This window comes from Chryseobacterium sp. RR2-3-20 (genome assembly GCF_017808115.1).
Taxonomy (GTDB): Bacteria; Bacteroidota; Bacteroidia; order Flavobacteriales; family Weeksellaceae; genus Chryseobacterium; species Chryseobacterium oryzae.
Map to the genome: position 1 here is coordinate 56,228 of NZ_JADQBD010000007.1, position 25,875 is coordinate 82,102.

The following is a 25,875-nucleotide window of genomic DNA, read 5'->3' on the forward strand; positions in this document are numbered from 1 at the left end:
TTAAAAAATCAAATGTACACATGAATAGAAAAAATAGCGTAAGAATATTAATTGGTGTTGCAATTTTGCTCCTGTTCTTGCAATTTAACGGTTTTTTTAGTCAGAGAGATAACGGTCAGCTAAAAACGGTTCTTCAAGAGAATGCTTTTCTGGTGGATGTGAGAACACCGCAGGAATTTTCATCAGGGAGTGCGAAAAATGCGGTGAATATTCCTCTAAGTTCCATTGGAAATGAATTGGATAAATTCAAAAACAAACAGAATATTGTCGTTTTCTGCAGAAGTGGGAACAGAAGCAGTCAGGCGAAAAAAATATTGGAACAAAACGGATTTCAGAATGTAACTGATGGTGGAACATGGAAAAATGTTTTGGAGGTACAAAGTCAAAAGTAAAAGTACAGAATAACAAAAGTAAAGCTTTATATAAATGAAATTTCAAGAAATTATTAATCAGGACAAACCGGTATTAGTCGATTTTTTCGCAACATGGTGTGGTCCTTGCAAAATGCAGGCTCCGATTTTGGAAGAGCTCAAACAACGAGTAGGGGATACTGCAAGTATTATTAAAATAGATGTCGATCAAAACCCACAAGTAGCAGCACAATACCAGATACGAAGTGTACCTACACTCATTATTTTCAAAAATGGAGAAATCCGTTGGAAACAATCAGGAGTATTTCCTACCAATGAACTGGAAAGATTAATTAAGGAAAATCTTTAATTATAGTGCGAGATTATCCATAATTCAAATAAAAAATGTTCTCAGCAAAAAGCGAGAACATTTTTTTTTGAACTTATTTTTCCTCCGTCAATTCCTTTAGTGTTTTGACAATGGTTGGAGAAGAATAATCTTGACCGCCTAAAATCCGGGCTTCGATTTCTCCATTTTTATTGAGGATAATCGTGGTTGGAAGTGCACCGGAAAACAACTCACCGGGAATTTCACTTTTTGGAATATACACCGGAAGGTTGTATTTGTTTTTCTCCATAAACGGAATAGATTTCTTAAAATTCTGATCCATATCTACCATAAGAAAGACGATGTTTTCGTTTTCATCAAATGTCGATTTCAACTTGTTGATAGAAGGCATCTCATGAATACAAGGAGGACACCATGTTGCCCAAAAATTAATGAAGACTACTTTTCCTTTTAGTTCATTTAAAGAAAATGTTTTTCCCTGAACATCCTGAAAGATTACATTTTCAGTTACCGATGTTGAAGCTGAAATTTCGGTTTCAGGTTTTTGTGATTTTTTATCATCCCCTTTATTAGAACAGCTTGCTAAACCAACTAGGAAAAAGTTGGTAACCATTCCAATAGTGATAAAAATATTTTTTTAAATGTACCATTTTTTGTTTTTAAAGTATTTAATTTTTATTTGAAAGAATATCCCGTTTCCGGCATTTGTGAAAATGCATTAATGTCCAAATCTACAGCAATCGATCGTCCGTCTAATTTTGGATTTACGGTTCCTTTTTTTGTCAAATATTCTTCTACCGCATCGTGCAATGTATAGTCTTTGATTTCTACATTTTTAGCGTTCGGCATTCTGCAAAGAACGTGGATTGGTTCTCCGGTTCTGTTACAAGATGCCATTTTGTACGTTTTATTTAATTCTAAAGGTTTTCCTTGAATTTTCACTTCCAATAAGCGTTTTCCTTTGTCTCTGGAACTGTCAAATTTCAAAGTCATTCCGGAAAATCGTACCAACCAGCCGCCAAAACGTTTTGCAGGATCTTTGGCAAATACGTTATTGATTTCGTTTTCCAGCCAATCCAAAATTTGTTGTCCTGTTACTTCTCCCACTTTCATCTGTTCGTCTACAGGAAGCATTCGCCACAAATCTTCTTTTTTGATTTTTTGTTTTCCGCTGTCATCCGGAACAATTGGAACACCGAAACGAAAACCGTTGGACGTCGCGAAATCTGCTCCCGATTTCCAAAGTAAAGCATCGGTAATCATGTTGTCCATCGGATTTTCCACTACCAAATAACGGTACATTGGTGTTGAAGTATACCCTAAAATTCGGTTCATTTCTTTTTGAAATGGTGCTGTTTCTTTGTCGATAGTTTTCTGTAATTCTGTATTGGCAGGATGTTTTTCGGAATTTACTTCAATCAGTTCATACGAGTGATTCTCCAATTTTTTGTCTTTTAGTATTAAATCTAATCTTCCGACAAACGAACCGAAAGCACCAGGTTCTACAACTTTGGCAAATCTTCCTTCAATTGGTTTTCGGATTCTTTCGTGGGTATCATTTCCGAGGATAAAGTCCACACCTTTTACAGCCGGATTATTGGACAAAAGCACCTGTTTGGAAATTCCGATATGCGTGACCAAAAACAAAATATCCACTTTTTGATTTTCTTTCAGTTCCTGAATTAATGCTTTGAGATTCGATTCGATTTCTGTGAAAACCAGACCTTCGCTGAACATCGGATTCTGACGAATCGGAACTTCGGGATCGTTGTAGGCGATAAATCCTAATTTTATTCCTTTTTTTTCGGTAATCCAATACGGTGGAAAAATCGGTTGCTGATCTTTTTCGTCGAACATATTGGCAACAATGACGTTGGTTTTGTATTTTTTCATTACATCCAACATTATTTTCTTGCCATAAATTACTTCCCAATTTCCGGGAATGAGCAAATCATAATTCATTTGCTGGATAATCGGCGGAAAAATTTTTCCTTCAGAAAGAACACTTTCTCCGCTTCCCTGAATTAAATCACCGCCATCTATAAATAGAGTTCCATTCTGGTTTTCTTTCCGGATTTCGTCTACTAAAGTTTTGATGTGAGAAAGTCCGCCTGCTTTTCGAAAAACAATGGCATTATTTTCCACAAAAAGTTCGTTATGTGGATTGAGATAAGCGTGAATATCCGCAGTTTGCAGAATAGTGATTTTTTCTTCCTTCATTTTTGTATTTTGACTTTTAAAACCGGTAATAAGACCTACTATAATCAATATAAATAACACTCTCATCGTTTAAAGTGTTATGGTTTTGAATCCAGATTCCTGCAATCCGAATATGTATGTAAATCCATTGGGTGTTGTTAAAACAGAGGACGGATATTGAGATTTTTTCACACCAAGTTTTTCCATGGCGAATTTGCAAACCACGATTTTGATTTCCGAATTTTTGGCTTTTTCAATGAATGGTTTTAGGGTTTCTTTCTCGGCTAAATCTTTTACGATCGAACCAATTAGGACAATTTCAAATTGAATGGATTTGCTTTTCGCTTTGTATTCTTCTCCAGTCATTACCGAAGCCATGAAATGTGGTTCATTCTGAACTAAAATCGCATATTTCCCTTTTTTCTTAATGGTATTTTCAACGGATTGAGTGGCTGAATGTTGTGCGTAAGTTTTTACGGGAACAAGTAGAGTAAAAATAAATAGAATGGTAATTAAAGTTTGATTTTTCATTTTTTTTAATTTAAGATGTTAAAGAAGATGGATTGTAAAGTGTATATTCTTTCGGATTGTTGATGATGAAAAACAGAAGTCCGCCAAATAGTGCAACGTTTTTCCAGAACGGACCGTGAAGCCAACCGTTTCCAACCTGAATGGTGATGGTAATCGGAATGAGTACAAGAAACAAAACCAATGCAGACCAACGTGTAAAAACGCCTAATAAAAATGCGATTCCTGAAATCAGCAAAACAGAACCTGACAAGATTCCGAGAAGTTCCGGATTTCCAAAAAGTTGAGCAAATGCTGCATTTGGTGCATTTTGAATACGGTTGCTGACTTTATCGGTATATAACAGATGCGAAATTCCGGCATTGATAAAGATTCCGCTCAATAAAATGCGGAGTAAAAGAACGGATAAACCGTTCACAACAATAGTTTGATTCATTTTTTTTGATTATAAATTGAAAACAAATAGTACTGCTGTTGAACAAATAGCAGTGCATAATCGTAAATCAAAAAAGAATCAAATGAGAAACTGGCAATTCCGAAGATGAGTTGGGATTTTTTCTTTGAAGAATAGGTGAAAGTTACTTACAGTAGGAATTTTCGATTGTTTTGTAACAAAATTCCTTTGAGCCAAGCGAAACTTCAAAAGTTGATTTCCAAATTTCTGTATTTTCTTTTGTTCTGTTATTCCATTCAAAGAACAAAAAGCAGTGCAAGTTGTTTTGGGATTTTGAGGGCTATTTTGGTTGATTTCAATGCCTATATTTTTTTTCCAATCTCTTTTAATATTGCAAGGAATCGCTACAGCAATCGTAAGAATGATGAGCAGAAAATTTCGATATGCAGATAAAACACGTAACATATAAGATGCGAAAATAAAAACTTTCTTCAGATTGCTTTGTGACTTAGGTTACAAACAGAAAATTTTGAATACGTTATTTTTGAAAAAAACAGTATACGTGAATTTGAGAGTAATACCATTATTAGTAACACTCATTATAGTTTCCTGCAACCAAAATGGACTGAGTGAGAAAGAGACTTTGGCTTTAAGAAATAAGGCTGATTCTATTGCGGATAGCTCGCAAAAAGTTTTGTTACAAAATGTAGCTGCTGCCATTCAAAAAGGAGGAACGGAATATGCGGTAGATTTTTGTCACATTAGCGCACTACCTATTACCGATTCGTTAGCAAAAGAAGCAGGTATGACTATTCAAAGAATTTCAGACAAAAACAGGAATCCAGGGAATACGCTCAAAACAAAAACCGATTATTCTGTTTTTGATGAATTCAAAAGAAAATCCACATTGTCAGATACCTTACTCACAGAAAAAGACAAGTATGTATACTACAAAAGAATTAATCTTGGAATGCCTACCTGTATGAAGTGCCACGGAAACCCAACCGTTGATATAGAAGAGAAAACACTCAGAAAAATTGCCCGATTTTATCCAAATGATAAAGCGGTTGGTTATACATTGAATGAATTTAGGGGACTATGGAAAATTGCTTGGACAAAAGCAGAATAGATGCTTGCCTTACGAATGAAATTTTATATTTTTATTTTGAGAGAAACACAGTTTAAAACATGTCGAATACAATCAAAGCAATTCAGGATTTATATCCCGATGAACTTGCACACTGTTATGGTTGTGGAAAAAACAATCCCGATGGTTATCAGTTAAAAACCTATTTAGTAGGAGACGAAACAATTGCACATTTCACTCCCGATAAAAGATTTACAGCAATTCCAGGAAGTGTATATGGAGGTTTGATAGTATCCTTACTAGATTGTCATGGAACTGGTTCTGCTGCTGCTTTTGCTAGTGCAGAAGAAAATATTGATTTCAATACTGTGGAAACTATTCCTGTTCGTTGTGTAACAGCTTCACTGAAAGTTGATTTTAAGGCTCCAACACCTGTGGGTAAAGAGCTGGAATTGAAAGGAAAACTTCGGAGTATTGAGGGGAGAAAAATTTGGGTTGATATGACGCTTTCCGCAGAAGGAATTACTTGTGCAACAGGAGAAATTCTAGCCATAAGATTAGAACAATAAAACACTGATCCTTTGTTGTGAAAAATTGAAAATATCTCTGTAACCTATATTACTGACTTGAGTATCCGCAGATTCTAAATTTGTCTTTTGAAAAATATACAAATGTTAGCAGGTTACTTTTTAGCTGTTTTAGTAGGAGTTTCTCTTGGATTAATAGGAAGTGGTGGATCTATTCTTACTGTTCCGATTTTTGTTTATATTTTAGGCGTTGATCCTGTTTCAGCAACTGGATATTCATTATTTGTGGTAGGAATTACCTCTTTATCGGGAGGGATCAAAAGTTTTTATCTGCAGAAGATAGAATTTAAAACCGTTTTATTATTTGGTATTCCTTCCATTATTACTGTATATCTTACTAGAGCATATCTTATACCCACAATCCCAGAAAATATTTTGGAAACAGGAAGTTTTCAGCTTACAAGACCTGTTTTTCTGATGCTCATTTTTGCTGTTATTATGGTATTGGCTTCAGTATCAATGATTCTACCTTGTAAAGACTGTGAAAAACAAACAGATAGTTCAACCCCTGGATTTAATTATCTGATGATTGTATTGATGGGAGCATTGATAGGAACTGTTACTGGATTGGTAGGAGCCGGAGGTGGTTTTCTCATTATTCCTGTTCTTGTTTTTTTTGCAAAACTCCCCATGAAATCGGCAGTAGGAACCTCTCTTCTTATTATTGCAATCAATTCTGCAATTGGTTTCATCGGGTTTGTTACCCATGAACATTCAGTAATAGATTGGGGTTTGCTTCTAAAATTTACGGTATTGGCTATTGCAGGGATTTTTGCAGGGATTTTTTTATCTGGGAAATTTTCAGGGAAAAAACTCAAAACAGGTTTTGGTTTCTTTGTATTAGTAATGGGATTTTATATTATCACAAAAGAATTATTTTATAAATAAAGAACGATTTAATATGGCTCAAAAGGATTTTTGGAATGAACGTTATTGTAATGAAGAATACATCTACGGAACTCTTCCTAATGAATATTTAAAAGAAAAATTAAAAGATTTGAAAGCTGGTAAAATTCTTTTTCCTGCAGAAGGAGAGGGCAGAAATGCAGTTTATGCAGCGGTAAAAGGATGGGAATCGGAAGCATTTGATCAAAGTGAGGAAGGAAAGAAAAAAGCACTTTTATGGGCAAGCGAAAACAATACGGATATTTTTTATACAGTATCTAATGTAGAAAATATAGAATTTCCAAATTCTTCTTTTGATGTTTTAGCTATGGTTTATGCGCACTTTTCAGGAGAATTGAGAAGAACATTTCACAGGAAACTATCTGAGTTCTTAAAACCAGGAGGTTTTTTGATATTGGAAGGTTTTTCTAAACTTCAGCAAGAATATCAACAAAGAGATCCTCAATCGGGAGGACCGAAAGATACTGAAATGCTGTATGACCTTGAAGAATTGAAAAGAGATTTTGAAAATTTTGATATAAAAGAAGCTGTTGTAAAAACCATAGTACTTAGCGAAGGAGATTATCATAAAGGTGAAGCGTCTGTGGTGAGAATTTTTGCTGTTAAAAAGTAATTCCTCTTGTGTAATCGAAGTCACTGAAAAAGAAAACAGCAAGACATAACTTTGTAAACATTTAAAAATTAATATTATGTTTTTTCAGCGTGTTTATGATAAAAGTCTTGCTCAGTCCTTAAAGCATTAGCTCTTTATTAACTGACCATATAGCAACAGAAAAGCCAATAATGATTTTTACAGGCGATTTTGTGTTCGTTGGTGATATGAAAAGTATGAGATTGAATTTGCAAATCGCTGATACCATTGATATAGGAGAATTTAAAACCTATCTACACAGGGAAGATATTCGGGCAGAATGAAAGAATGGCTTGAAAATGATAATCTTGTTACTAAATAAAAAAAGAAATGATACAAAATATATTAAAAAACTGGCATTTAATTCGGTTACTTCGTTTGGCAATGGGAATTTTCCTTGTAGTGGAAGCCATAAAATCAGGAATGTGGTTTTTGGTCGCTATTGGAGTTGTTTTTGTTGCCATGCCACTGTTGAATATCGGTTGTTGTTCAACTAGTAATTGCTCCATATCAACTCGTAATTCAAAAAATAAAAGTGATGAGGTAGAGTATGAGGAGATTAAATAATAGATATTGCTAATGGAAATAAAAATTTAAAATGGAAACAGGTATTATTAATTATATCTATATTTGAGAATGAATATTTACGAAATACTAAATCCTGAATTTAAAAAAGAAATTGCGGAAAGCCGTGATCTAAAATTATTTCCAACGGGTACTGTAATTTTAGATATAGATTCTTATGTCAATTATATTCCGTTAGTTATGTCTGGAAGTGTAAAAGTGGTAAGAACAGAGGAGGACGGCAGAGAAATACTTCTCTATTATCTAACTCCCGGAGAAAGTTGTATCTCATCAATACTTTCAGGGCTTACACAAGATACTTCCAAAGTAAAAGCGGTAGTAGAAGAGGATGCAGAAATCCTGATGCTATCTCTTGTTAAAGCTAAAGAATGGCTTACAAAATATCCAGAATGGTCTACTTTTGTATTTGAACTCTATCACAAAAGATTTGAAGATTTGGTCACGATGGTTAACTCTATTGCTTTCCAGAAAGTAGATGCAAGACTCTTATACTTATTGAACCAGAAAGCCCAATTATATAAATCCAAAGAAATTTCTGTTACCCACCAAAAACTGGCTGATGAACTCGGAATTACTCGTGAAGCGGTAAGCCGTGTTTTGAAGCAGATTGAAATGGACGGTAAAATAATACTTTCCAGAAATAAAATTACTCTATTGTAACTTTCATCACTTACTACAATTCTTCTACATCTTAATTTTGCATTATAATTTAAAATTCAATTAAAATGTTAGATGCAATAAAAAACTTATTCGGTCTGGAAAAAACCGATTATGCTGAACTAGTAAAAAAGGGTGCTATCATCGTGGACGTTAGAAGCAAAAGCGAATTTGCCAGTGGACACGTGAAAAATGCCATTAATATTCCTGTGAATGAGCTTCAAAATAATCTTTCAAGATTAAAAGACAAAAACAAGACCATCATTACCTGTTGTACTTCCGGAATGAGAAGTGCTTCAGCGAAAGGAATTCTTCAAAACAATGGCTATACTGATGTACACAACGGTGGCGGTTGGATGAGTTTAAATAACAAACTTTAATCGTATGGAAGCACATTATTACAACGTCGATATTTCTTGGAAAAACAATCGTATCGGAGAAATGTCTTCCACCGAACTTTCTACAAAAGTAGAAATTGCAACACCGCCGCAATTTCCGAAAGGTGTTGAAAATATTTGGTCGCCCGAACATCTTTTTACCTCCGCAGTTAGCAGTTGTCTAATGACTACTTTTCTGGCAATTGCAGAAAATTCTAAACTTGATTTTTTAAATTTTGAATGCAAATCCAAAGGGAAATTGGAACAAGTAGAAGGAAAATTCCTGATGACCGAAATTATATTGGAACCCATTGTTACTATTAAAAATGAATCCGAAAGAGAAAAAGCGTTGAAAGTTCTTGAAAAATCGGAAATCAACTGTCTTATTTCCAATTCTATAAAATCGGAAATCGTAATGATTCCGAAAATTATAGTTCAATAGAACATCTATATCATTTATTTATCCCTTTTTGCCTCATTTTACGATGAGGCATTTTTGTTTTCATCTCGGTGCATAATATATTATTCCGACACCAACCAAAACAATAACTCCACCAATAATATCAAATTTATCTGGAGAAAAACCATCAAATTTCATTGCCCAAAGCAAAGACATTACCACGAAAAAACCGCCGTATGTTGCATAAACTCGAGCAAAATTTGCGGTCTGCCAAGTTGCAACAACTCCATAAAAAACCAAAATAAAAGCACCTAAAACACCATACCACCAAGGTTTTTCTTCTTTCAGCCAAAGCCAAATCAGATAGCCACCACCAATTTCGCACAATACGGCAAGAATAAAAATTCCTATTGATTTCAAAACGTCCATTACAATTTGTTTTTATTGCAATTTTTAAAATGTATCTCTTCAATGGTTATTCAAAATCTTTCTTATGTAACATTCATCACTGTACGATAAATTCTGTCAATCTAATTTTGCTGAAAATTAAGAGAACATGAAACAAATACTGTTTTCCGTTTTGGCATTAAACCTCTCCTTTTCTGCTTATTCGCAGCAAACGGTTCCTATTTCCCAAGCCGAAATCGAAGCCAAATCACTCAACGAAAATCTTCAGGTAAAAATGGCTAAAAGTGAAGCCGATCTTGCCCAAACCGAACTTCTCGGAACACGTGCAATGTATCTTCCCAATGTAACGGCTTCTTATACATTTACCAATACCAATAATCCTTTGATGGCATTTGGTTCCAAACTCAATCAGGAACGAATTACGATGATGGATTTCAATCCGGATAATCTAAACAGTCCAAAAAGCATTTCCAATTTCGGGACAAAAGTGGAAGTTCAACAACCGATTATCAATATGGATGCGGTGTATCAGAAAAAAGCAGGTCAAATAAAAGCCGATGTTCTGAATATTAAAACCGAACGCACCAAAGAATACATTCAATTCGAGTTGAAGAAATCGTATATGATGCTACAGTTGGCGTACAAAATGAAAGAAACGCTGGAAAACGCTAAGGAAACAACGCTTGCCAACAAAAAAGTCATTGATAATTATTTCAAAAATGGACTGATTCAAAAATCGGAAGTTCTATATATGGAAGTTCGCGTGAGTGAAATCAATAGCCAGATTCAAATGGCGGATTCCAATATCAAAAACGCTTCGGATTATCTCTATTTTTTGTTGAATGAAGATTCAAAAGACAAACTGCTGAAACCAACCGAAACCTTGGAATACAGAGGAAATTTGGTTGAAAACGATTTTTCACTAAACACTTCCCGAAAAGATTTAGAAGCCTACAACAAATCTTTGGAAGCCTACGATTTAATGGTGAAATCTTCAAAATCCAAATTTTTACCACGATTGAACGCTTTTGGAAGTTGGGAAATGTACGACAACAAAATCGCGCAGTTTGATGCGAATGGTTATTTGGTCGGACTTCAATTGTCGTGGAATATTTTCGATGGTTTAAAATCAAAATCCGAACAAGAAAAATACAAATCCGAACGCTCGAAAGCCCAAACCGAAATCGAGCAATACACCAAACAAAGTCAATTGGAACTGAATAAAGCAGCGAGGTCTGTTCACGATGCAGATTCCAAAGTTACATTCACAAAACAGGCTTTGGAACAAAGCAAAGAAGCCTACAGAATCCGAAAAAATCGTTACGATCAAGGTTTAGAAAAATCAGCGGATTTGCTTTCTGCCGAAACTTTGATGTCCCAAAAAGAATTGGAATATCAACAAGCCATTTTCGAGCATAACACTGCAATCGCTTATCTGGAATTTCTGAAAAAATAAAGCTGCATATCATAAATCGGTCTCGGAAATGGAAGCGTTAAGAAATTTTGAATTAAATCCGTTAAGAAAATTCTACTGTTTGAGCAAGCCAGAGGAAAAGCTTGGGGCGAGTTTTAGAATTTTTAGGAGTTAAATCAAAATTTTAGCTGGAGTTTCCAAGCCTTGAATTTTTGGTTCTTTTGTTTTAAGACAAAAGAACAGATTAAAAAAATAAATAATTACAATGAAAAAATACATTTACATTCCATTATTCATCGGCACAATTCTGTTGTCGAGTTGTTCCTCGGACAAAGAAAAATCTACAAATAATCAAGATACACCAATTTCGGTTACTGTCAGCAAATCTTCGACTGCATCAAACGGTTCATTTGCAACTGCAAGTGGAAAACTCGTTGCTAAAAATTCCGTAAACGTTTCTACCAGAATGATGGGTTACATCACCGGAATGAACATTGAGGTTGGTCAAAATGTTCGAGCAGGACAACTTTTGGTGAGCATTAATGCTTCTGACATTCAGGCAAAAGGAGGACAAGCCAATGCTCAGATTTCTCAAGCTCAAGCCAACTTCAATAGTGCAAAAAAAGATTACGAACGTTTTTCCAATTTGTATAAAACGCAAAGCGCTTCCCAAAAAGAACTCGATGATATGCGTGCTCGTTACGAAATGGCACAAGCCGGATTGCAAGCCGCACAGCAAATGAAGAATGAAGTGAATGCACAATATCGTTACACGAATGTAACCGCGCCAATTTCCGGGACTGTGACGGCAAAATATGCTTCGCAAGGCGATTTAGCAAATCCGGGAATGCCACTTCTCACGATAGAATCTCCTTCTTCTTTGCAAGCACAAGTGTTGGTTTCCGAGCAAAATATTACGCAAATCAACGAAGGAATGTCCGTAGAAATTACCATGAAATCCTTAAACAAAACGGTTTCCGGAACGGTTTCCGAAATCAGCAAATCAGCAGCCAATACAGGTGGACAATACATGGTGAAAATCAATCTTCACAACGCCTCGGATTTACTTCCGGGAATGTTTGTGAATGTGCAATTTTCATTTAAAAACTCTGGAAAAATCAATCAAGATTTTCAGGAAAGTGTGATGGTTCCAAAATCGGCTTTGGTGAAAAACGGACAATTAACCGGAGTTTATGTCGTAAGTTCTCAAAACACCGCTGTTTTACGTTGGGTGAAAGTCGGAAAAACCTTGGGAGATCAAGTCGAAATTCTTTCAGGTCTCGATAACAAAGAATCGTATATCATTTCCTCGAATGGAAGATTGTTTAACGGAGCAAAAATTCAAATTAAGTAATGTAACAGTCTAACAATTTACCAATGTACCAATCGGATTTCATCCTTAAATCATTGTTACACTGTTAGATTAATTCATTGTTACATTAAAAAATATATTTTTTATGGAAAAAGGATTCGCAGGACGTATTGCCGAGTTTTTCATCAATTCAAAATTGACCATTTTATTGATGATTGCACTCATGATTATCGGTGTGTACAGTTCGACATTAATACCAAGAGAAGAAGAACCACAAATCATCATTCCGATGGCGGATGTCATGGTTGGTTATCCCGGCGCAAACCCGGAAGAAGTGGAAAGCCGCGTTGTAAAACCGTTGGAGCACATTATTTCCAACATCAAAGGTGTGGAACACGTTCATTCTATGGCGATGAACGGACAAGCCATGATTATTGTTCAGTTTTATGTTGGGGAAGATACGGAACGTTCGTACGTCAAATTGTATGACGAATTGATGAAACACAAAAACGAGTTCCCAAAAGAAGTCATGGAACCGATGGTAAAAACACGTTCTATCGATGATGTTCCGATGTTGGGAATTACGCTTTGGAGTGAAAAATACAACGATTTTCAACTTCGACAAATTGGAGAAGAACTTTCCTCTGAAGTCAAAAAAATCAAAGATGTTTCCGTAACAAATGTGATTGGAGGAAGAAACCGACAACTTTCCGTAACGTTGGATAAAGATAAAATGGCGGAACTGAATGTTGATGCACTTTCCGTGATGCAAATGATTCAGGCAAATAATGGAAGTTCACAATCCGGAACATTCGATTCGAATGATACGGAATATCTTTTGACCACCGGACAATTTCTGAATTCTGCGGAAGATGTAGAAAATCTCGTGATTGGAACTTCTCAAAATATGCCGGTTTATCTGAAACAAGTCGCAAAAATTTCGGATGGGCCTTCTGATCCTGCTAATTACGTGAGTTTTGGATATGGAAATGCAGTCGAAAACGGGAAAAAATTCAAATCGGAATATCCTGCAATTACGCTTTCGGTTTCCAAAGTGAAAGGTGCGGATGCCATGAAAATTTCCGAGCAAATTTTAACCAAAGTTGATGAACTGAAAAAGACCATTGTTCCCGATGATGTTCATGTAGAAATCACGAGAAATTACGGAGAAACTGCTTCTCATAAAGTTTCTGAATTGTTGTTGCATTTGGGCGTTGCAATTGTTGCGGTAACTATTCTCGTGATGCTTGCAATGGGTTGGAGAGGTGGATTGGTCGTGTTTTTTTCCGTTCCGTTGACATTTGCTTTGACGCTTTTCAGTTACTATATTTTAGGATATACACTCAATAGAATTACGCTTTTTGCCCTTGTTTTTGTGGTCGGAATTGTTGTCGACGATAGTATCATCATTGCAGAAAATATGCACCGACATTTTCACATGAAGAAATTGCCGTTCAAACAAGCCGCGATTTATGCGATTAACGAAGTCGGAAATCCGACCATTTTAGCGACATTTACGGTAATTGCGGCGATTTTACCGATGGCTTTCGTTTCCGGAATGATGGGACCTTACATGTCGCCTATGCCGATTGGTGCTTCGATTGCGATGATGCTTTCCCTTTTTGTGGCTTTAACCGTTACGCCTTATTTAGGTTTTCATTTGCTAAAAGTAAAAGACGACGAAAAACACAAAGAAGAACAAGGGTTAGAAACCAACAGAATTTACAAAATCTACAAAAAAATTGAACAACCACTTTTAAATTCAAAATCAAAAAGATGGACGATGTTGGGAATTACAGCAGTTTTATTACTGATTTCCGTTGCTGCATTTTTTACAAAATGGGTGGCGGTAAAAATGCTTCCTTTTGACAACAAAAATGAAATTCAGGTCGTGATTGATATGCCGGAAGGAACAACGTTGGAAAGAACAAATGCCGTCACTCAAGACATCGCTCAATATCTGAAAACCGTTCCGGAAGTTGTGAATTATCAGAATTATGTCGGTTCGTCCGCACCGATTACATTTAATGGTTTGGTTCGTCATTACGACATGCGTGGCAACAGCAATACTGCCGATATTCAAGTCAATCTTTTGCACAAAGAAGACCGAAAGGAACAAAGCCACGATGTTGCAAAAAAAATACGTCCTGAAGTTCAGAAAATCGCAAAAAAATACAATGCGAATGTGAAAATTGTGGAAGTTCCGCCAGGACCGCCGGTTTTGTCAACCATTGTTGCCGAAATTTACGGACCTGATTACGATGAACAAATCCGCATTGCGAAAGAAGTCGAAAAAATCCTACATAGCACGGATGATGTTGTTGATATTGATACAAGAATTGAAGATGCTCAGAAAGAATTTAAACTGATTCCCGACAACGAAAAATCCATGTTGAATGGCATTGCTCCGCAACAAATCGTCGGAAATATGACGTATTTAATCGGGCAACATCCCATCGGAAATCTGTACGATGAAAAATCTGCCGATCCTGTCAACATCGTCATGAAACTGAAAGATGCTGATAAATCTACGATTCAGGAGGTGACTGCACTGAAAGTAAAAGGACAAATGGGAATGGTTCCGGTTTCGGATTTGGTGAAAATTGAAGAAAAAGAACTCGAAAAATCCATTTACAGAAAAGACCAAATGCGCGTAGTTTACGTTATGGCAGACATGGCTGGAAATCTTGAAAGTCCGGCATACGCGATTCTCGGAATGGAAGAAAAATTAAAAAATATTCAACTTCCAAAAGGCTATTCTCTTGGTGAATTGTACATGGGACAACCCGAAAGTGAAAGCGATTACACCGTAAAATGGGACGGAGAATGGCAAATTACATTGGAAGTTTTTCGTGATTTGGGAACTGCATTTGCGGTCGTAATCATCGTGATCTATATGTTGATTGTTGGTTGGTTTCAAAACTTCAAAACACCGATTGTGATGATGGTTGCGATTCCACTTTCATTGATTGGAATCGTTCTTGGACATTGGCTTTTAGGCGCTTTTTTCACCGCAACTTCCTTTATCGGAATGATTGCGTTGGCAGGTGTGATGGTTCGGAATTCGGTTTTGTTGATTGACTTTATCGAAATCCGTCTCAACGAAGGAATCCCAATTAAACAAGCCATCATCGAAGCCGGAGCTGTAAGAACAACACCGATTCTTTTAACAACCGGAGCAGTTGTAATTGGAGCCGTGATTATTCTTTTCGATCCGATTTTTCAGGGATTGGCGATTTCGTTGGTTTTCGGAGCGATTGTTTCTACGGTGCTCACACTTTTGGTGGTTCCGTTGGTGTATTACATGACTGAAAAAAAGAAATGGGAAGGAAATATAAATGTTGATAATAAAAATTCTGAAGAATAAAACTATTAAAATCTCATAGGTTTCAATAACCTGTGAGATTTGTAAAAATTAAATATTTGTCCTATGAAATTATTGTTAATTACCGCAATAGAAGAATTTGAAACAGATGTTATCAATATTCTTAAACATTCAGGAGTAAGGTCATTTTCCTATCAGTCTGTGAAAGGATATAAAAATACTGGAATAGGTGCACATAGTTGGTTTTCGACAGATCATGTGTCTATAGATTCACTACTTTTTACAGTTTTTTCAGACTGCACTTGTATTGACGATATTTATAGAAGTGTAAAAGAATTCAATCAAAAGCAAGAAACGGTTTCAAAGATTCATATTGCAACAATAGATTTAGAAAATGAAAATTTTAAATAGAAAGAGACTCGTATCACTTATCGGAGTTTTTGCAGGAGGAGTTGCAGGTTATTTGTACTATTACTTTATCGGCTGCAGTACAGGAAGCTGTGCGATTACTTCCCGCCCTTTGAGCAGTATCATTTATGGAGCAATCATGGGCTATCTGGTAGTATCTGTTTTTGAGAAAAAATAGAACGTAAACAATCAATAAAAATAAAAAATATGCAAACAAGAATTGTCCATGCTATTGCAGGATCTTTAATTTTAACCAGTTTATTACTAGGGATTTTCGTCAACCAAAATTGGTTTTGGCTTACTGGATTTGTTGGCGTCAATATGTTAATTCATTCCATAACTGATTGGTGTTTAATGTATATGATTCTCAATAAATTAGGTGTAAAGAAAAGTGGATCAAAAAGTTGTTCCATATAAATTAGTTTAAAATTTCAGGAGGCTGTCCCAAAAGTACGTTCTCTCCCGTATTCCTGCCTGACTATTTCTGTCATTTAGGAGATTCTGAGAGTGTTAATTTACCTTTTGATACAGCCTCTTTTCAATTTTTTAGTTGATGGATATTCCGATTCTTACATCCTGCGATATTCCGGAGAGAGCAAAGCAGAATGAACCTTTTGTGATACACAGTCTGAGCCAGATTGTGGAAGAAGATTTGTACATTCCAAAAATTCCACACAGACATTCTTTTTTTCAGATTTTGTATGTGAATAAAGGAGAAGGAATTCATTATGTAGACTTTCAGGAATGGAACATTGAGGATGGTACAATTTTTTTTCTTAGTCCAGGACAAGTACACGATTTGAGATTTACATCCACAAATCAGGAAGGAATCATGATTAATTTCAGGGAAGAGTTTTTTAACGATTTTCTATCGCAGAAAGACTTTATCAATTCTTTACCTGTTTTCAGTAAAAGTGGAAAATTTGGTTTTCGCAAGGTTGAAAGTTGCAAAGATGAGCTTGAATTTACCATTGCCAAGATTATTGAAATGGCAAAATCAGATTCCAAATTTAAAATGCATTGTATTCAGACGCTTGTTCTAGAAATTCTACTGCTGATTTCCGTAAAAACGAAAGATGAAAACCCAGAAAATGAAATTATCAATAATAACTATCTTCTTGTAAAATTTGAGAAACTACTGGAAAAACATTTTATGGAAGCCCATAATCCCAAGTTTTATGCAGACCATCTTTCAGTTACTTCAAATTATCTGAATACTTTGTGTAAAAAAGTCACAGGAAAAACAGTTGGAAAAATTATCAGAAACAGGATTATTCTAGAAGCAAAACGCCTTTTGGTTAATTCCGAATATACGATTTCGCAGATTGCTTACGATTTGTATTTTGAAGACAATTCGTATTTTACCAAATTTTTCAAAGCCAATACAGGACTCTCTCCTATAGAATTTCGCAAATCATTAAATAAGTAAAAATTACCATTTTCTCCTTTTTCATTGCCATCGTTTTGACTTTTTGTCAAGCTAACTTTGTTTCATCAAAATTCCTCAATTCTGAGAAAGATGAAAAAAGTATTTCAAATTGCAATATTCCCCTTTAAAGAATGGGTTGGTTTGTACCGACACGGTTTCAGTATTATGTCCAGAGAAAGCAAAATGCTTTGGGCGATAGCATTAATCAAACTGCTTATTATGTTTGGGATTCTGAAGATTTTCTTTTTTAAGGATTTCCTGAAAACCAATTTTGATTCTGATGAACAGCGTATCGAATATCTTCAGGAAAAATTCACTGAAATCAAAAAATAGAAAAATTACAATATTATGAATCATATAGACTGGGAACTGGTCAATTGGTCGAGAGCACAGTTTGCACTGACTGCGATGTACCATTGGATTTTTGTACCGCTTACCTTAGGCATCACTTTTATGATTGCCATAATGGAAACTATTTATCTCAAAACTCAGGATGAAAAGTGGAAATCCATTACCAAATTCTGGATGAAAGTATTCGGAATTAATTTTGCCATCGGTGTAGCTACCGGAATCATTATGGAATTCGAGTTCGGCACAAACTGGAGCAATTATTCATGGTTTGTAGGCGATATTTTCGGAGCTCCATTAGCGATTGAAGGCATTATGGCGTTCTTTATGGAAAGCACATTTATTGCCGTCATGTTTTTCGGTTGGGACAGAGTAAGTCCGAAATTTCATTTGCTTTCGAGCTGGTTGGTTGCGATTGGTTCCAATCTTTCCGCATTGTGGATCTTAGTTGCCAATGGTTGGATGCAAAATCCAACAGGAACGAGTTTTAATCCAGATACAATGCGACATGAAATGATTGATTTCTGGGCAGTACTCTTCAATCCCGTTGCAGTAAATAAGTTTCTTCATACAGTTATTTCCTCTTATATTGTTTCGGCTTTGTTTGTTGTGGGAATCAGTGCTTGGTATTTATTGAGACGAAGAGATATAGTTTTAGCAAAAAGAAGTATGCTGGTAGCTTCTGTTTTCGGACTTTTAGCGACTATTGGAACATTTTGGAGCGGTGATGAATCGGCGAGACAAGTCGCAGAAACCCAACCGATGAAACTCGCAGCAATGGAAGGCTTGTATGAAGGTGACCGTTCTGCACCACTTATTGCAATGGGTATTTTTGGAGATCACGATGAATCGGTTCATCAACGGGAACAATTTCTTATGGAGTTTAAAATTCCAAAAGCACTTTCTTATCTTGCTTTTTTAGATGGAGATTACTTTGTACCGGGAATTTCTGATTTAGTTCATGGAAATAAAAAAGAAGGAATACCTTCTTATGAAGAAAAAATAGCAAGCGGGAAAATAGCCATTGATGCTCTTGGAAATTATGTAAAAGCCAAAAAGTCCGGAGATTTAACTACTGCTGATAATGAGCTTAAAACTTTTCGTGAACATGAAAAAGATTTCGGTTACGGTTATTATTTCGGGAAAGATCCTCATATGTTGATTCCAAATGTGAAAATGAGTTTTTATGCATTTCATATTATGGTTATTCTTGGTACTTATTTTCTGCTGCTTTTCATCATTCTATTTGTTAAAATTTTGAGAGGGAAGTTAGATAAAAGCCGTGGCTTATTGAGATTGACTTTGTGGAGTATTCCTTTGGGTTATATTGCTTCGCAATCGGGATGGATTGTTGCCGAAGTAGGAAGACAACCTTGGACGATTCAGAATTTACTACCGAATATAGCCTCTGTTTCTCAGATTGATGCGTACAGTGTGCAAGTTACATTCTTCCTTTTCCTTATCATTTTTACCACTTTGCTGATTGCCGAAATCAAAATCATGCTTTCCGCCATCAAAAAAGGAACTGAACATTAATTCAAAAAACTCAAATTATGTTTTCATTTTTAGATTATAGTGGACTTCAACATTATTGGTGGATATTGGTTTCTCTTTTAGGGGCGTTGTTGGTTTTTATGTTGTTTGTGCAAGGAGGGCAATCGCTTATTTATACTTTGGCTTCCAACGAAAAAGAAAAAACGATGCTACTGAATTCTACCGGAAGAAAATGGGAAATCACTTTTACAACTTTGGTGACATTTGGTGGTGCATTTTTCGCTTCGTTTCCGTTGTTTTATTCCACAAGTTTTGGCGGAGCGTATTGGGTTTGGATGGCGATTTTGTTTGCATTCATTCTTCAGGCGGTTTCTTATGAATTTCGCAGTAAAGCCAATAATTTTCTTGGACAAAAAACATTTGAAGTTTTCCTTTTTCTGAATGGAGTTTTAGGGAGCTTGCTTCTCGGAGTTGCGGTTTCTACATTTTTTACGGGATCACAGTTCTCGGTAGATAAGTCCAATATCATTGATATTAACTCACATAAAATGCCTATTATTTCTGCTTGGGAAACTCCTTTTCATGGCTTAGAAGCACTTTGGACAACTGAAAACCTTGCATTTGTTCAGAACATCAGTTTAGGACTGGCAATCTTTTTCCTCGCAAGAGTTTTGGCTAATCTTTATTTTCAGAATAATATTAACAATGATTCGATTTACAAAAAATCCCAAAAGAGTTTGATTATTAATGCTGTACTGTTTTTGGTTTTCTTCCTGTTTTGGTTGATTCGGCTGATGTTTATGGACGGATTTGCAGTTAATCCTGAAAACGGAAATGTCTTTATGGAACCTAACAAATACTTTCATAATTTCCTAGAAATGCCTTTGGTTTTAGCTGTATTTCTTGTTGGAGTAGTCTTGGTTTTGTCAGGTATTATTTTAAATATATTCTTAAAGAGTAAAAAAGGAATTTGGTTTTCAGGTTTGGGAACGGTTCTTACCGTTTGGATGCTCTTTCTGATAGCAGGATTCAATAATACAGCGTTTTATCCGTCTACTTACGATTTGCAGAGTTCTCTCACGATTTATAATGCTTCTTCCAGCGAATTTACCTTGAAAACAATGAGTTATGTTTCATTACTCGTTCCATTTGTTGTGGCATATATTGCTTTGGTTTGGAAGAAAATGGATTCTAAAAAAATATCTTCAGAAGAACTTAAGGATTCCGAAAATCATGTTTACTAATTCAAAAAAAATAAAATAATGTATTTCAAAGAAATCGTACAATTCATATCGCTTCCGGTAATGATTTATGTATCATACCGATTCACATTCTGGTTGTTTAAAAAATTAGAAAAAGAAGGAAAATTAAATTAAAAAATGAAAATAATTATTCCCACCAACGACCGTAAAACCATAGCTGTTCATACCGGAAGATGCAAAGAATTTGGCTTTTATGAAATTGAAAACGGAAATATGGTTTATGAAACATTTGTTACCAATCCGCATCAGCATCAAGATGAAGGTTGTTGCAGAACTCATTTAGGAGAACAGCATCATGATCATCGAGAGCTTGTGGAGTTGTTTTCTAAAGGAGATTTGTTGATGTATTATGCAATGGGAAAACGTTTGCGTACGGAATTAATGGACGAGGGAATTCCGGTTGAAAAAGCACCATCTGTCAATATTTCTGAGATTATTGATGCTGTTTTGAAGCAAAAATAACCTTATGTAATAAAGGTCACATTCCAACTCAATCTTACATAGTACATTTAAAAGCAAAAAAATAAGATGTCAAAAATCGTCATACTCGGAGCCGGAATTGCGGGACATACCGCTGCTGCACATCTGAGAAGAAAACTTGGGAAAGAACACGAAGTTCTTGTGGTTTCTCCCAATAGTAATTATCAATGGGTTCCGTCCAATATTTGGGTAGGAATCGGAAGAATGAAACCGAAAGATGTCATTTTTCCACTGGAACCTTTGTATAAAAAGAAAGGAATCGGATATAAACAGGCAAAAGGAATCAGTTTCTTCCCTGAAGGAAGTTCTGAAGAACCAAAACCGCACATCCTTGCCGAATATGTTGTTGGAGAGAAAATAGGTCAGCAGGAGAGAATATCGTATGATTATCTCATCAATGCGACGGGTCCGAGATTGGCATTTGATCAAACCGAAGGGTTGAATCCCGGTGAAAATGAGATGTATTCTGTCTGTACTTACGGTCATGCACAACATGCAGCAGAAGGTTTGAAGATTTTAGAAAAAAAGTTAAAAAAATCCGATAAAAAATTGAAAGTCCTTATAGGAACAGGACATCCAAAGGCAACGTGCCAAGGTGCAGCATTTGAATATATACTGAATATCGAAAATGAGCTCCGTCGGAAAAAATTACGGGATAAAGTGGAAATTACTTGGATTTCTAATGAAAACGAACTTGGTGATTTCGGGATGGATGGTGTGCTTTTGGCATATAAAGGACTGCGGATGAAATCCTCCGAAATGGTGGAAATGGTTTTTGAAGATCGCGACATCAAATGGATTCTGAAAGCCGGTGTTACCAAAGTTGAACCTGGAAAAGTGCATTATGAAACGCTTGATGGAGAATATAAAACGGAAGATTACGATTTCGGGATGTTGATTCCGGCGTTTGCAGGACACCCCTTCAAAGCGTATGATAAAAACGGAAATGATGTTACTTCAAAACTTTTCAAAGGTTTTATGATTGTAGATGCCGATTATACGGAAAAACCTTATGAAGAATGGAAAGTACAGGACTGGCCGGAAACGTATCAGAATCCGAGCTATCCGAATATTTTTGCACCGGGAATTGCCTTTGCACCACCGCATTCCATCTCCAGACCAAGGTTTAGCAAGAACGGAAATCCAATTTTTCCTTCTCCGCCAAGAACGGGAATGCCTTCCGGAATTACGGCTAAACTTGTTGCAGATAACATCATTGCAGAAATCAAGAATGGAAAATCAGCACATGTTCACAAAGGTTCGTTGGGAAATATGGGAGCAGCTTGTATTGCTTCGGCAGGTTTTGGTTTAACAAAAGGTTCTGCAGTTAGTATTACAACCTATCCGATTGTTCCAGATTATGTGAAATACGAGAAAACCGGCGGTAGAGATATTCAGAAAACTTTTGGAGATATTGGATTGGCGGGTCATTGGGTAAAATATTCGCTTCACATCGGTTTCTTATGGAAAGCCAAAATGAAACCTTTTTGGTGGCTGATCCCAGAGTAAAATTTCAATTGAAAAAAATCAAAATTATGTCAGAAAGAATATCAAAATGGGAAAAATTCAAAATGCAAAATCCCATTCTTCAATTTGTTAAATTCTTGTTTTTAAATATAAAAATCATGACCATTGTCGGAAAAGGACATGGTGGGACACGGGATGAACCGTAAATGATAGAAATGAAATACAGCAATTTTTTATTTGTTTATGGAAAATACAGAATTCATTTTAAAGAAATTGTATGCAACTTTGACTTTGAATCGGAGTGTTTCTATTTTGCTTTTCAAAAGGTTTAAAATATATTATTTGTAATTAAAGTTACTGTGTAGGGATTTTGATGTACATAATTTTGTAAAAAAAATGGAATATGAAGATAATTGTGGTAGGTGGAGTTGCAGGAGGTGCAACAGCAGCAACTAGATTGAGAAGACTGAACGAAGACAATGAAATCATCATTTATGAAAAAGGAGCTTATGTGAGCTTTGCTAATTGTGGGCTTCCTTATTATATTGGAGGAGTAATTGAAGACAGAAATAAATTGCTTCTGCAAACTCCCGAAAGTCTTAAAGCAAGATACAACCTCGATGTAAGGGTGCTTACCGAAGTGGTTTCCATCGACAGGAAAAACAAAATCGTTTTTCTAAGAAATGTGGTAAGCGGTGAAACTTCAACGGAGCATTACGATAAACTTCTGCTTTCTCCGGGTGCAGAGCCGATTCGTCCGCCGTTTGAAGGAATCACTTCTCCGAAAATCTTCACGTTGAGAAATATAGCTGATATGGACCGAATTGCGGAACAAACGGTAGATAAAAATGATTTTGTCATCGTGGGTGGCGGTTTTATCGGTCTTGAAATTGCTGAAAATCTGATCGAAAAAGGGAAGAATGTCCGTTTGATTGAATTGGGAACACAGGTAATGGCTCCCATGGATTACGAGATAGCGAGTTTTGTGCACAATAAAGCGAAAGAAAAAGGATTGAAATTGCTTTTGAATACCGGAGTGGAAAAATTCAGAGATGAAGAAAAGTTTATTAAAGTATTTCTCAATAATGGTGAGATTCTCGAGACGGAAGCGGTCATCCTTGCTATAGGAGTAAAACCGGAAACTTCGCTTGCAAGAAATGCCGGACTTGAAATCGGTGAAACAGGTGGAATTCTTGTTAATGAATATCTTCAAACTTCGGATGAAAGTATCTATGCAGTAGGTGATGCCATCGAAGTTAAAAATTTCGTTAATCAAATAAAAGTCCTTATTCCTTTGGCTTGGCCGGCTAACCGGCAGGGAAGGCTAGTTGCAGATAATATGATTTTGGGAAATCATTCTGCGTATAGCGGTAGCCTTGGCTCATCCATTCTCAAATTTTTTGAACTTTCTGTTGCTTCCACGGGAATGAACGAAAAGTTATTGAAAAGATTTGAATTTGAGTATCAATCGGCAATCATTACTAAAGGTAGTCATGCAGGATATTACCCGGAATCTAAAGAAATTGTGATGAAAATATTGTTTGGCAATGACGGAAAAGTTTATGGTGCACAGGCAGTAGGACAAGAAGGTGTGGACAAAAGAATTGATATTATTGCCACGGCGATTAAAGCAGGAATGAAAGTTCAAGATTTACAGGATATCGAAATTACCTATGCGCCACCTTATAATTCTGCAAAGGATTTGGTTAATATTGCTGGGTATACCGCAGAAAATATACTGAAAGGAGATCTTAATGTAATCAGTTACGATCAATTAATACCTTTTATGCAGAAGAAGGACGTTGTATTGTTAGATGTGAGAACTCCCGAAGAATTTTCAAAAGGATCTATCGACGGAGCAGTTAATATAAATGTGGATGAATTGAGAGCGCATATAAAAGATTTGGATAAGTCCAAAATGTACGTTATCTACTGTCAGGTAGGGCTTCGCGGATATTTGGCAAACCGCATTCTAAGAAATCACGGATACAAAGCGATGAACCTCAATGGAGGTTACAATCTATGGAAAACTGTATTTCCGGGAAAAGAAATGGAGTAAAATTGATTTTTGCCAAGTTTTGTTCTTCTATAATTTTATTTACTTAATTTTTTTTGGTGTAGAATAAAAAATATATATGAAATATGTTTTTTTAGCTGTACTGGAATTAGCCGTATATCTTATTAAAAGGATAATTTTTTCCACTTAGTAATTGTATTTTTACTTAATTTGAAATGATTGGCTAATTGAGAATTATTCAGATGATTTTTTTTCTGATACTCTAATATCTTATTAATATCCGATTTTTTATATGATTTAAGATTTTGATTATGTAACTGATTTTCTTTGATTGCCCCAAATATTCGTTTGTTTATTTCTATGATTTCGGCTGCTGATAAAGTGTTTTTCTTTAGAAATGGTAAGCATTCTTCTTTTTTATGAGGGTATTTTTTGTTTAAGATATCAATAAAAATTTGATGATAGTTAATATTTGAACTTCGCATAGGTTTTCTTGATTTTTAATTTACATACTTTATCATTTTTGAAAAAATAAAAAGATAGTTTTTTTTACCAATCCAATTGGTTTTAATGTAATAGTTCCAGATTTCAGAATGATGGTAATTGAACTCGCCTCCCAATTCTTCTACTATCTCTTTTTTTTCTTTACCTAATAAATATTGATAATCCGAAGTTTTCACAGGTTAATATTATGTCTTTAATGATAATGTCGTCTACTTTATATATAACAAATTTTATCTTTAAAAGCTATCAAACGTTGTTTTTCATAAAACCATATATTTTTATCTGAAATAGTTTTCGGGGTTCCCCATTCTGTACGGATTTGAGATTTGGTATTCTTTAAATATTTCTTTACGTATTGTTGAATTTGTACGTCTTCAAACTAACTTGGACATTTTGGAATAAATCCTTAAGGAGTATTTAGGGTTATAAATTTATAAATTTCTGTTGAAAATACAACTGTCTTCTTTTTCGGATTGAATCCGATTTTATTTGTCTTCTTTTTTCCAAAATTTGCTCAGATCTTCCGAAGTAAACATCTGCCGGAGGAAGGTTTTTCAAAGATTCGTGATATCGCTTGTTGTTGTAGTTTTCTACGAATTTTTCTAAAGCTTCCACAAGTTCTTCAGGATGATAAAAATGATTGAGTTTTACCACATTTTTCATCGTTCTGTGGTATCGTTCTATTTTCCCTTGGGTTTGCGGATGCATCGGCTTTCCGTGAACCTGCTTCATCTTCAAATCGTCTTTCAGATAGGTTCTGAGTTCGTTTGATATGTAGCAGGAACCATTGTCTGAGAGTAATTTCGGTTTGGCTTTAGACTTTAATTTTGCTTTTTCAATCGCTGTATTTACTGTTCGTTTCACATCTTCGGCCTTCATCGAATCACAGAGTTCCCAATGGATGATATACCTGCTGTAGTCGTCTAAAACAGTGCTCAGATAGTACCAACCCCAACC

The 25,875-nt window shown here is 35.6% G+C and carries 32 protein-coding genes; 24 read left to right on the top strand and 8 right to left on the bottom strand.

What is annotated here, in order from left to right; all coding sequences use genetic code 11:
* Positions 1–20: 20 nt before the first annotated feature.
* Both IV513_RS03140 and trxA read left to right on the top strand, forming a co-directional pair.
* Complete coding sequence (locus IV513_RS03140) at positions 21–392, top strand: rhodanese-like domain-containing protein (protein ID WP_209389059.1); 372 nt, start codon at positions 21–23, stop codon at positions 390–392.
* Positions 393–426: 34 nt separating this feature from the next.
* Positions 427–720 (top strand): thioredoxin, encoded by a 294-nt coding sequence (gene trxA / locus IV513_RS03145; protein WP_209389060.1) that lies wholly within the window; start codon positions 427–429, stop codon positions 718–720.
* Positions 721–793: 73 nt separating this feature from the next.
* Here trxA and IV513_RS03150 read toward each other — a convergent pair whose 3' ends face one another.
* The 4 genes from IV513_RS03150 to IV513_RS03165 form a co-directional block, all read right to left on the bottom strand.
* A complete protein-coding gene (locus tag IV513_RS03150) occupies positions 794–1,312 on the bottom strand; it encodes a TlpA disulfide reductase family protein (protein WP_209389061.1) in 519 nt (172 codons plus the stop codon).
* Between the two features lie 62 nt (positions 1,313–1,374).
* The gene (locus tag IV513_RS03155) at positions 1,375–2,919 is read right to left on the bottom strand and encodes a bifunctional UDP-sugar hydrolase/5'-nucleotidase (protein WP_245168843.1); all 1,545 of its coding nucleotides are present in this window, start codon (positions 2,917–2,919) and stop codon (positions 1,375–1,377) included.
* Between the two features lie 69 nt (positions 2,920–2,988).
* Positions 2,989–3,429 carry a DsrE family protein gene (locus IV513_RS03160; RefSeq protein WP_209389063.1) on the bottom strand — a complete coding sequence of 147 codons (441 nt, stop codon included), beginning with the start codon at positions 3,427–3,429 and terminating at the stop codon, positions 2,989–2,991.
* Between the two features lie 10 nt (positions 3,430–3,439).
* Positions 3,440–3,862 carry a DoxX family protein gene (locus tag IV513_RS03165; protein WP_209389064.1) on the bottom strand — a complete coding sequence of 141 codons (423 nt, stop codon included), beginning with the start codon at positions 3,860–3,862 and terminating at the stop codon, positions 3,440–3,442.
* Positions 3,863–4,364: 502 nt separating this feature from the next.
* On the opposite strand from IV513_RS03165, the gene IV513_RS03170 reads away from it, so the two are divergent.
* From IV513_RS03170 to IV513_RS03205, 8 genes are all read left to right on the top strand, one after another.
* On the top strand, positions 4,365–4,949 hold the full coding sequence (locus tag IV513_RS03170; protein ID WP_209389065.1) for a DUF3365 domain-containing protein: 585 nt from the start codon (positions 4,365–4,367) through the stop codon (positions 4,947–4,949).
* A 59-nt stretch (positions 4,950–5,008) separates the two neighbouring features.
* Positions 5,009–5,476: a PaaI family thioesterase gene (locus tag IV513_RS03175; RefSeq protein WP_209389066.1), complete on the top strand. Its 468-nt coding sequence runs from the start codon at positions 5,009–5,011 to the stop codon at positions 5,474–5,476.
* 102 nt (positions 5,477–5,578) lie between these two features.
* Complete coding sequence (locus IV513_RS03180; RefSeq protein ID WP_209389096.1) at positions 5,579–6,382, top strand: sulfite exporter TauE/SafE family protein; 804 nt, start codon at positions 5,579–5,581, stop codon at positions 6,380–6,382.
* 13 nt (positions 6,383–6,395) lie between these two features.
* Entirely contained in the window at positions 6,396–7,013 is a 618-nt protein-coding gene (locus IV513_RS03185; RefSeq protein ID WP_209389067.1) for a bifunctional 2-polyprenyl-6-hydroxyphenol methylase/3-demethylubiquinol 3-O-methyltransferase UbiG, read from the top strand.
* 348 nt (positions 7,014–7,361) lie between these two features.
* Positions 7,362–7,598 (top strand): hypothetical protein, encoded by a 237-nt coding sequence (locus IV513_RS03190; RefSeq protein ID WP_209389068.1) that lies wholly within the window; start codon positions 7,362–7,364, stop codon positions 7,596–7,598.
* Positions 7,599–7,667: 69 nt separating this feature from the next.
* The gene (locus tag IV513_RS03195; protein ID WP_209389069.1) at positions 7,668–8,276 is read left to right on the top strand and encodes a Crp/Fnr family transcriptional regulator; all 609 of its coding nucleotides are present in this window, start codon (positions 7,668–7,670) and stop codon (positions 8,274–8,276) included.
* 65 nt (positions 8,277–8,341) lie between these two features.
* On the top strand, positions 8,342–8,653 hold the full coding sequence (locus tag IV513_RS03200) for a rhodanese-like domain-containing protein (protein ID WP_209389070.1): 312 nt from the start codon (positions 8,342–8,344) through the stop codon (positions 8,651–8,653).
* A 4-nt stretch (positions 8,654–8,657) separates the two neighbouring features.
* On the top strand, positions 8,658–9,092 hold the full coding sequence (locus tag IV513_RS03205) for an OsmC family protein (RefSeq protein ID WP_209389071.1): 435 nt from the start codon (positions 8,658–8,660) through the stop codon (positions 9,090–9,092).
* 60 nt (positions 9,093–9,152) lie between these two features.
* Here the strand turns inward: IV513_RS03205 and IV513_RS03210 are convergent, their stop codons facing one another.
* Complete coding sequence (locus IV513_RS03210; protein WP_209389072.1) at positions 9,153–9,479, bottom strand: YnfA family protein; 327 nt, start codon at positions 9,477–9,479, stop codon at positions 9,153–9,155.
* Between the two features lie 127 nt (positions 9,480–9,606).
* Here IV513_RS03210 and IV513_RS03215 point away from each other — a divergent pair, with 127 nt between their 5' ends.
* The 14 genes from IV513_RS03215 to IV513_RS03280 all read left to right on the top strand — a co-directional run bounded on the left by IV513_RS03215 (position 9,607) and on the right by IV513_RS03280 (position 24,456).
* Positions 9,607–10,914, top strand: a complete 1,308-nt coding sequence (locus IV513_RS03215) for a TolC family protein (protein WP_209389073.1) — start codon at positions 9,607–9,609, stop codon at positions 10,912–10,914.
* 223 nt (positions 10,915–11,137) lie between these two features.
* Positions 11,138–12,226, top strand: coding sequence for an efflux RND transporter periplasmic adaptor subunit (locus IV513_RS03220; RefSeq protein ID WP_209389074.1), 1,089 nt, complete (start codon positions 11,138–11,140; stop codon positions 12,224–12,226).
* A 103-nt stretch (positions 12,227–12,329) separates the two neighbouring features.
* On the top strand, positions 12,330–15,551 hold the full coding sequence (locus IV513_RS03225) for an efflux RND transporter permease subunit (RefSeq protein WP_209389075.1): 3,222 nt from the start codon (positions 12,330–12,332) through the stop codon (positions 15,549–15,551).
* A 63-nt stretch (positions 15,552–15,614) separates the two neighbouring features.
* Positions 15,615–15,920: a hypothetical protein gene (locus IV513_RS03230; RefSeq protein ID WP_209389076.1), complete on the top strand. Its 306-nt coding sequence runs from the start codon at positions 15,615–15,617 to the stop codon at positions 15,918–15,920.
* Positions 15,904–16,095: a DUF6132 family protein gene (locus tag IV513_RS03235; protein WP_209389077.1), complete on the top strand. Its 192-nt coding sequence runs from the start codon at positions 15,904–15,906 to the stop codon at positions 16,093–16,095. Before IV513_RS03230 ends, IV513_RS03235 begins: the two co-directional genes overlap by 17 nt.
* 29 nt (positions 16,096–16,124) lie before the next feature.
* Positions 16,125–16,334, top strand: a complete 210-nt coding sequence (locus IV513_RS03240; RefSeq protein WP_209389078.1) for a DUF2892 domain-containing protein — start codon at positions 16,125–16,127, stop codon at positions 16,332–16,334.
* A gap of 136 nt (positions 16,335–16,470) precedes the next feature.
* A complete protein-coding gene (locus tag IV513_RS03245) occupies positions 16,471–17,346 on the top strand; it encodes a helix-turn-helix transcriptional regulator (RefSeq protein WP_209389079.1) in 876 nt (291 codons plus the stop codon).
* Between the two features lie 90 nt (positions 17,347–17,436).
* Positions 17,437–17,679: a DUF4492 domain-containing protein gene (locus IV513_RS03250; protein ID WP_209389080.1), complete on the top strand. Its 243-nt coding sequence runs from the start codon at positions 17,437–17,439 to the stop codon at positions 17,677–17,679.
* A 15-nt stretch (positions 17,680–17,694) separates the two neighbouring features.
* Complete coding sequence (locus tag IV513_RS03255) at positions 17,695–19,230, top strand: cytochrome ubiquinol oxidase subunit I (protein WP_209389081.1); 1,536 nt, start codon at positions 17,695–17,697, stop codon at positions 19,228–19,230.
* A gap of 17 nt (positions 19,231–19,247) precedes the next feature.
* A complete protein-coding gene (gene cydB, locus IV513_RS03260; protein WP_209389082.1) occupies positions 19,248–20,432 on the top strand; it encodes a cytochrome d ubiquinol oxidase subunit II in 1,185 nt (394 codons plus the stop codon).
* A gap of 135 nt (positions 20,433–20,567) precedes the next feature.
* Positions 20,568–20,912 (top strand): NifB/NifX family molybdenum-iron cluster-binding protein, encoded by a 345-nt coding sequence (locus IV513_RS03265; protein WP_209389083.1) that lies wholly within the window; start codon positions 20,568–20,570, stop codon positions 20,910–20,912.
* A 66-nt stretch (positions 20,913–20,978) separates the two neighbouring features.
* Positions 20,979–22,439, top strand: a complete 1,461-nt coding sequence (locus IV513_RS03270; RefSeq protein ID WP_209389084.1) for an NAD(P)/FAD-dependent oxidoreductase — start codon at positions 20,979–20,981, stop codon at positions 22,437–22,439.
* 26 nt (positions 22,440–22,465) lie between these two features.
* Positions 22,466–22,603, top strand: coding sequence for a hypothetical protein (locus tag IV513_RS03275; RefSeq protein WP_209389085.1), 138 nt, complete (start codon positions 22,466–22,468; stop codon positions 22,601–22,603).
* A 197-nt stretch (positions 22,604–22,800) separates the two neighbouring features.
* On the top strand, positions 22,801–24,456 hold the full coding sequence (locus IV513_RS03280; RefSeq protein WP_209389086.1) for an FAD-dependent oxidoreductase: 1,656 nt from the start codon (positions 22,801–22,803) through the stop codon (positions 24,454–24,456).
* 122 nt (positions 24,457–24,578) lie between these two features.
* Here IV513_RS03280 and IV513_RS03285 read toward each other — a convergent pair whose 3' ends face one another.
* From IV513_RS03285 to IV513_RS03295, 3 genes are all read right to left on the bottom strand, one after another.
* Positions 24,579–24,899, bottom strand: a complete 321-nt coding sequence (locus tag IV513_RS03285; protein WP_209389087.1) for a helix-turn-helix domain-containing protein — start codon at positions 24,897–24,899, stop codon at positions 24,579–24,581.
* Between the two features lie 15 nt (positions 24,900–24,914).
* On the bottom strand, positions 24,915–25,094 hold the full coding sequence (locus IV513_RS03290) for a hypothetical protein (protein ID WP_209389088.1): 180 nt from the start codon (positions 25,092–25,094) through the stop codon (positions 24,915–24,917).
* 247 nt (positions 25,095–25,341) lie between these two features.
* The coding region (locus IV513_RS03295) for a DDE-type integrase/transposase/recombinase (RefSeq protein WP_209389089.1) at positions 25,342–25,875 on the bottom strand (534 nt) is incomplete at its 5' end.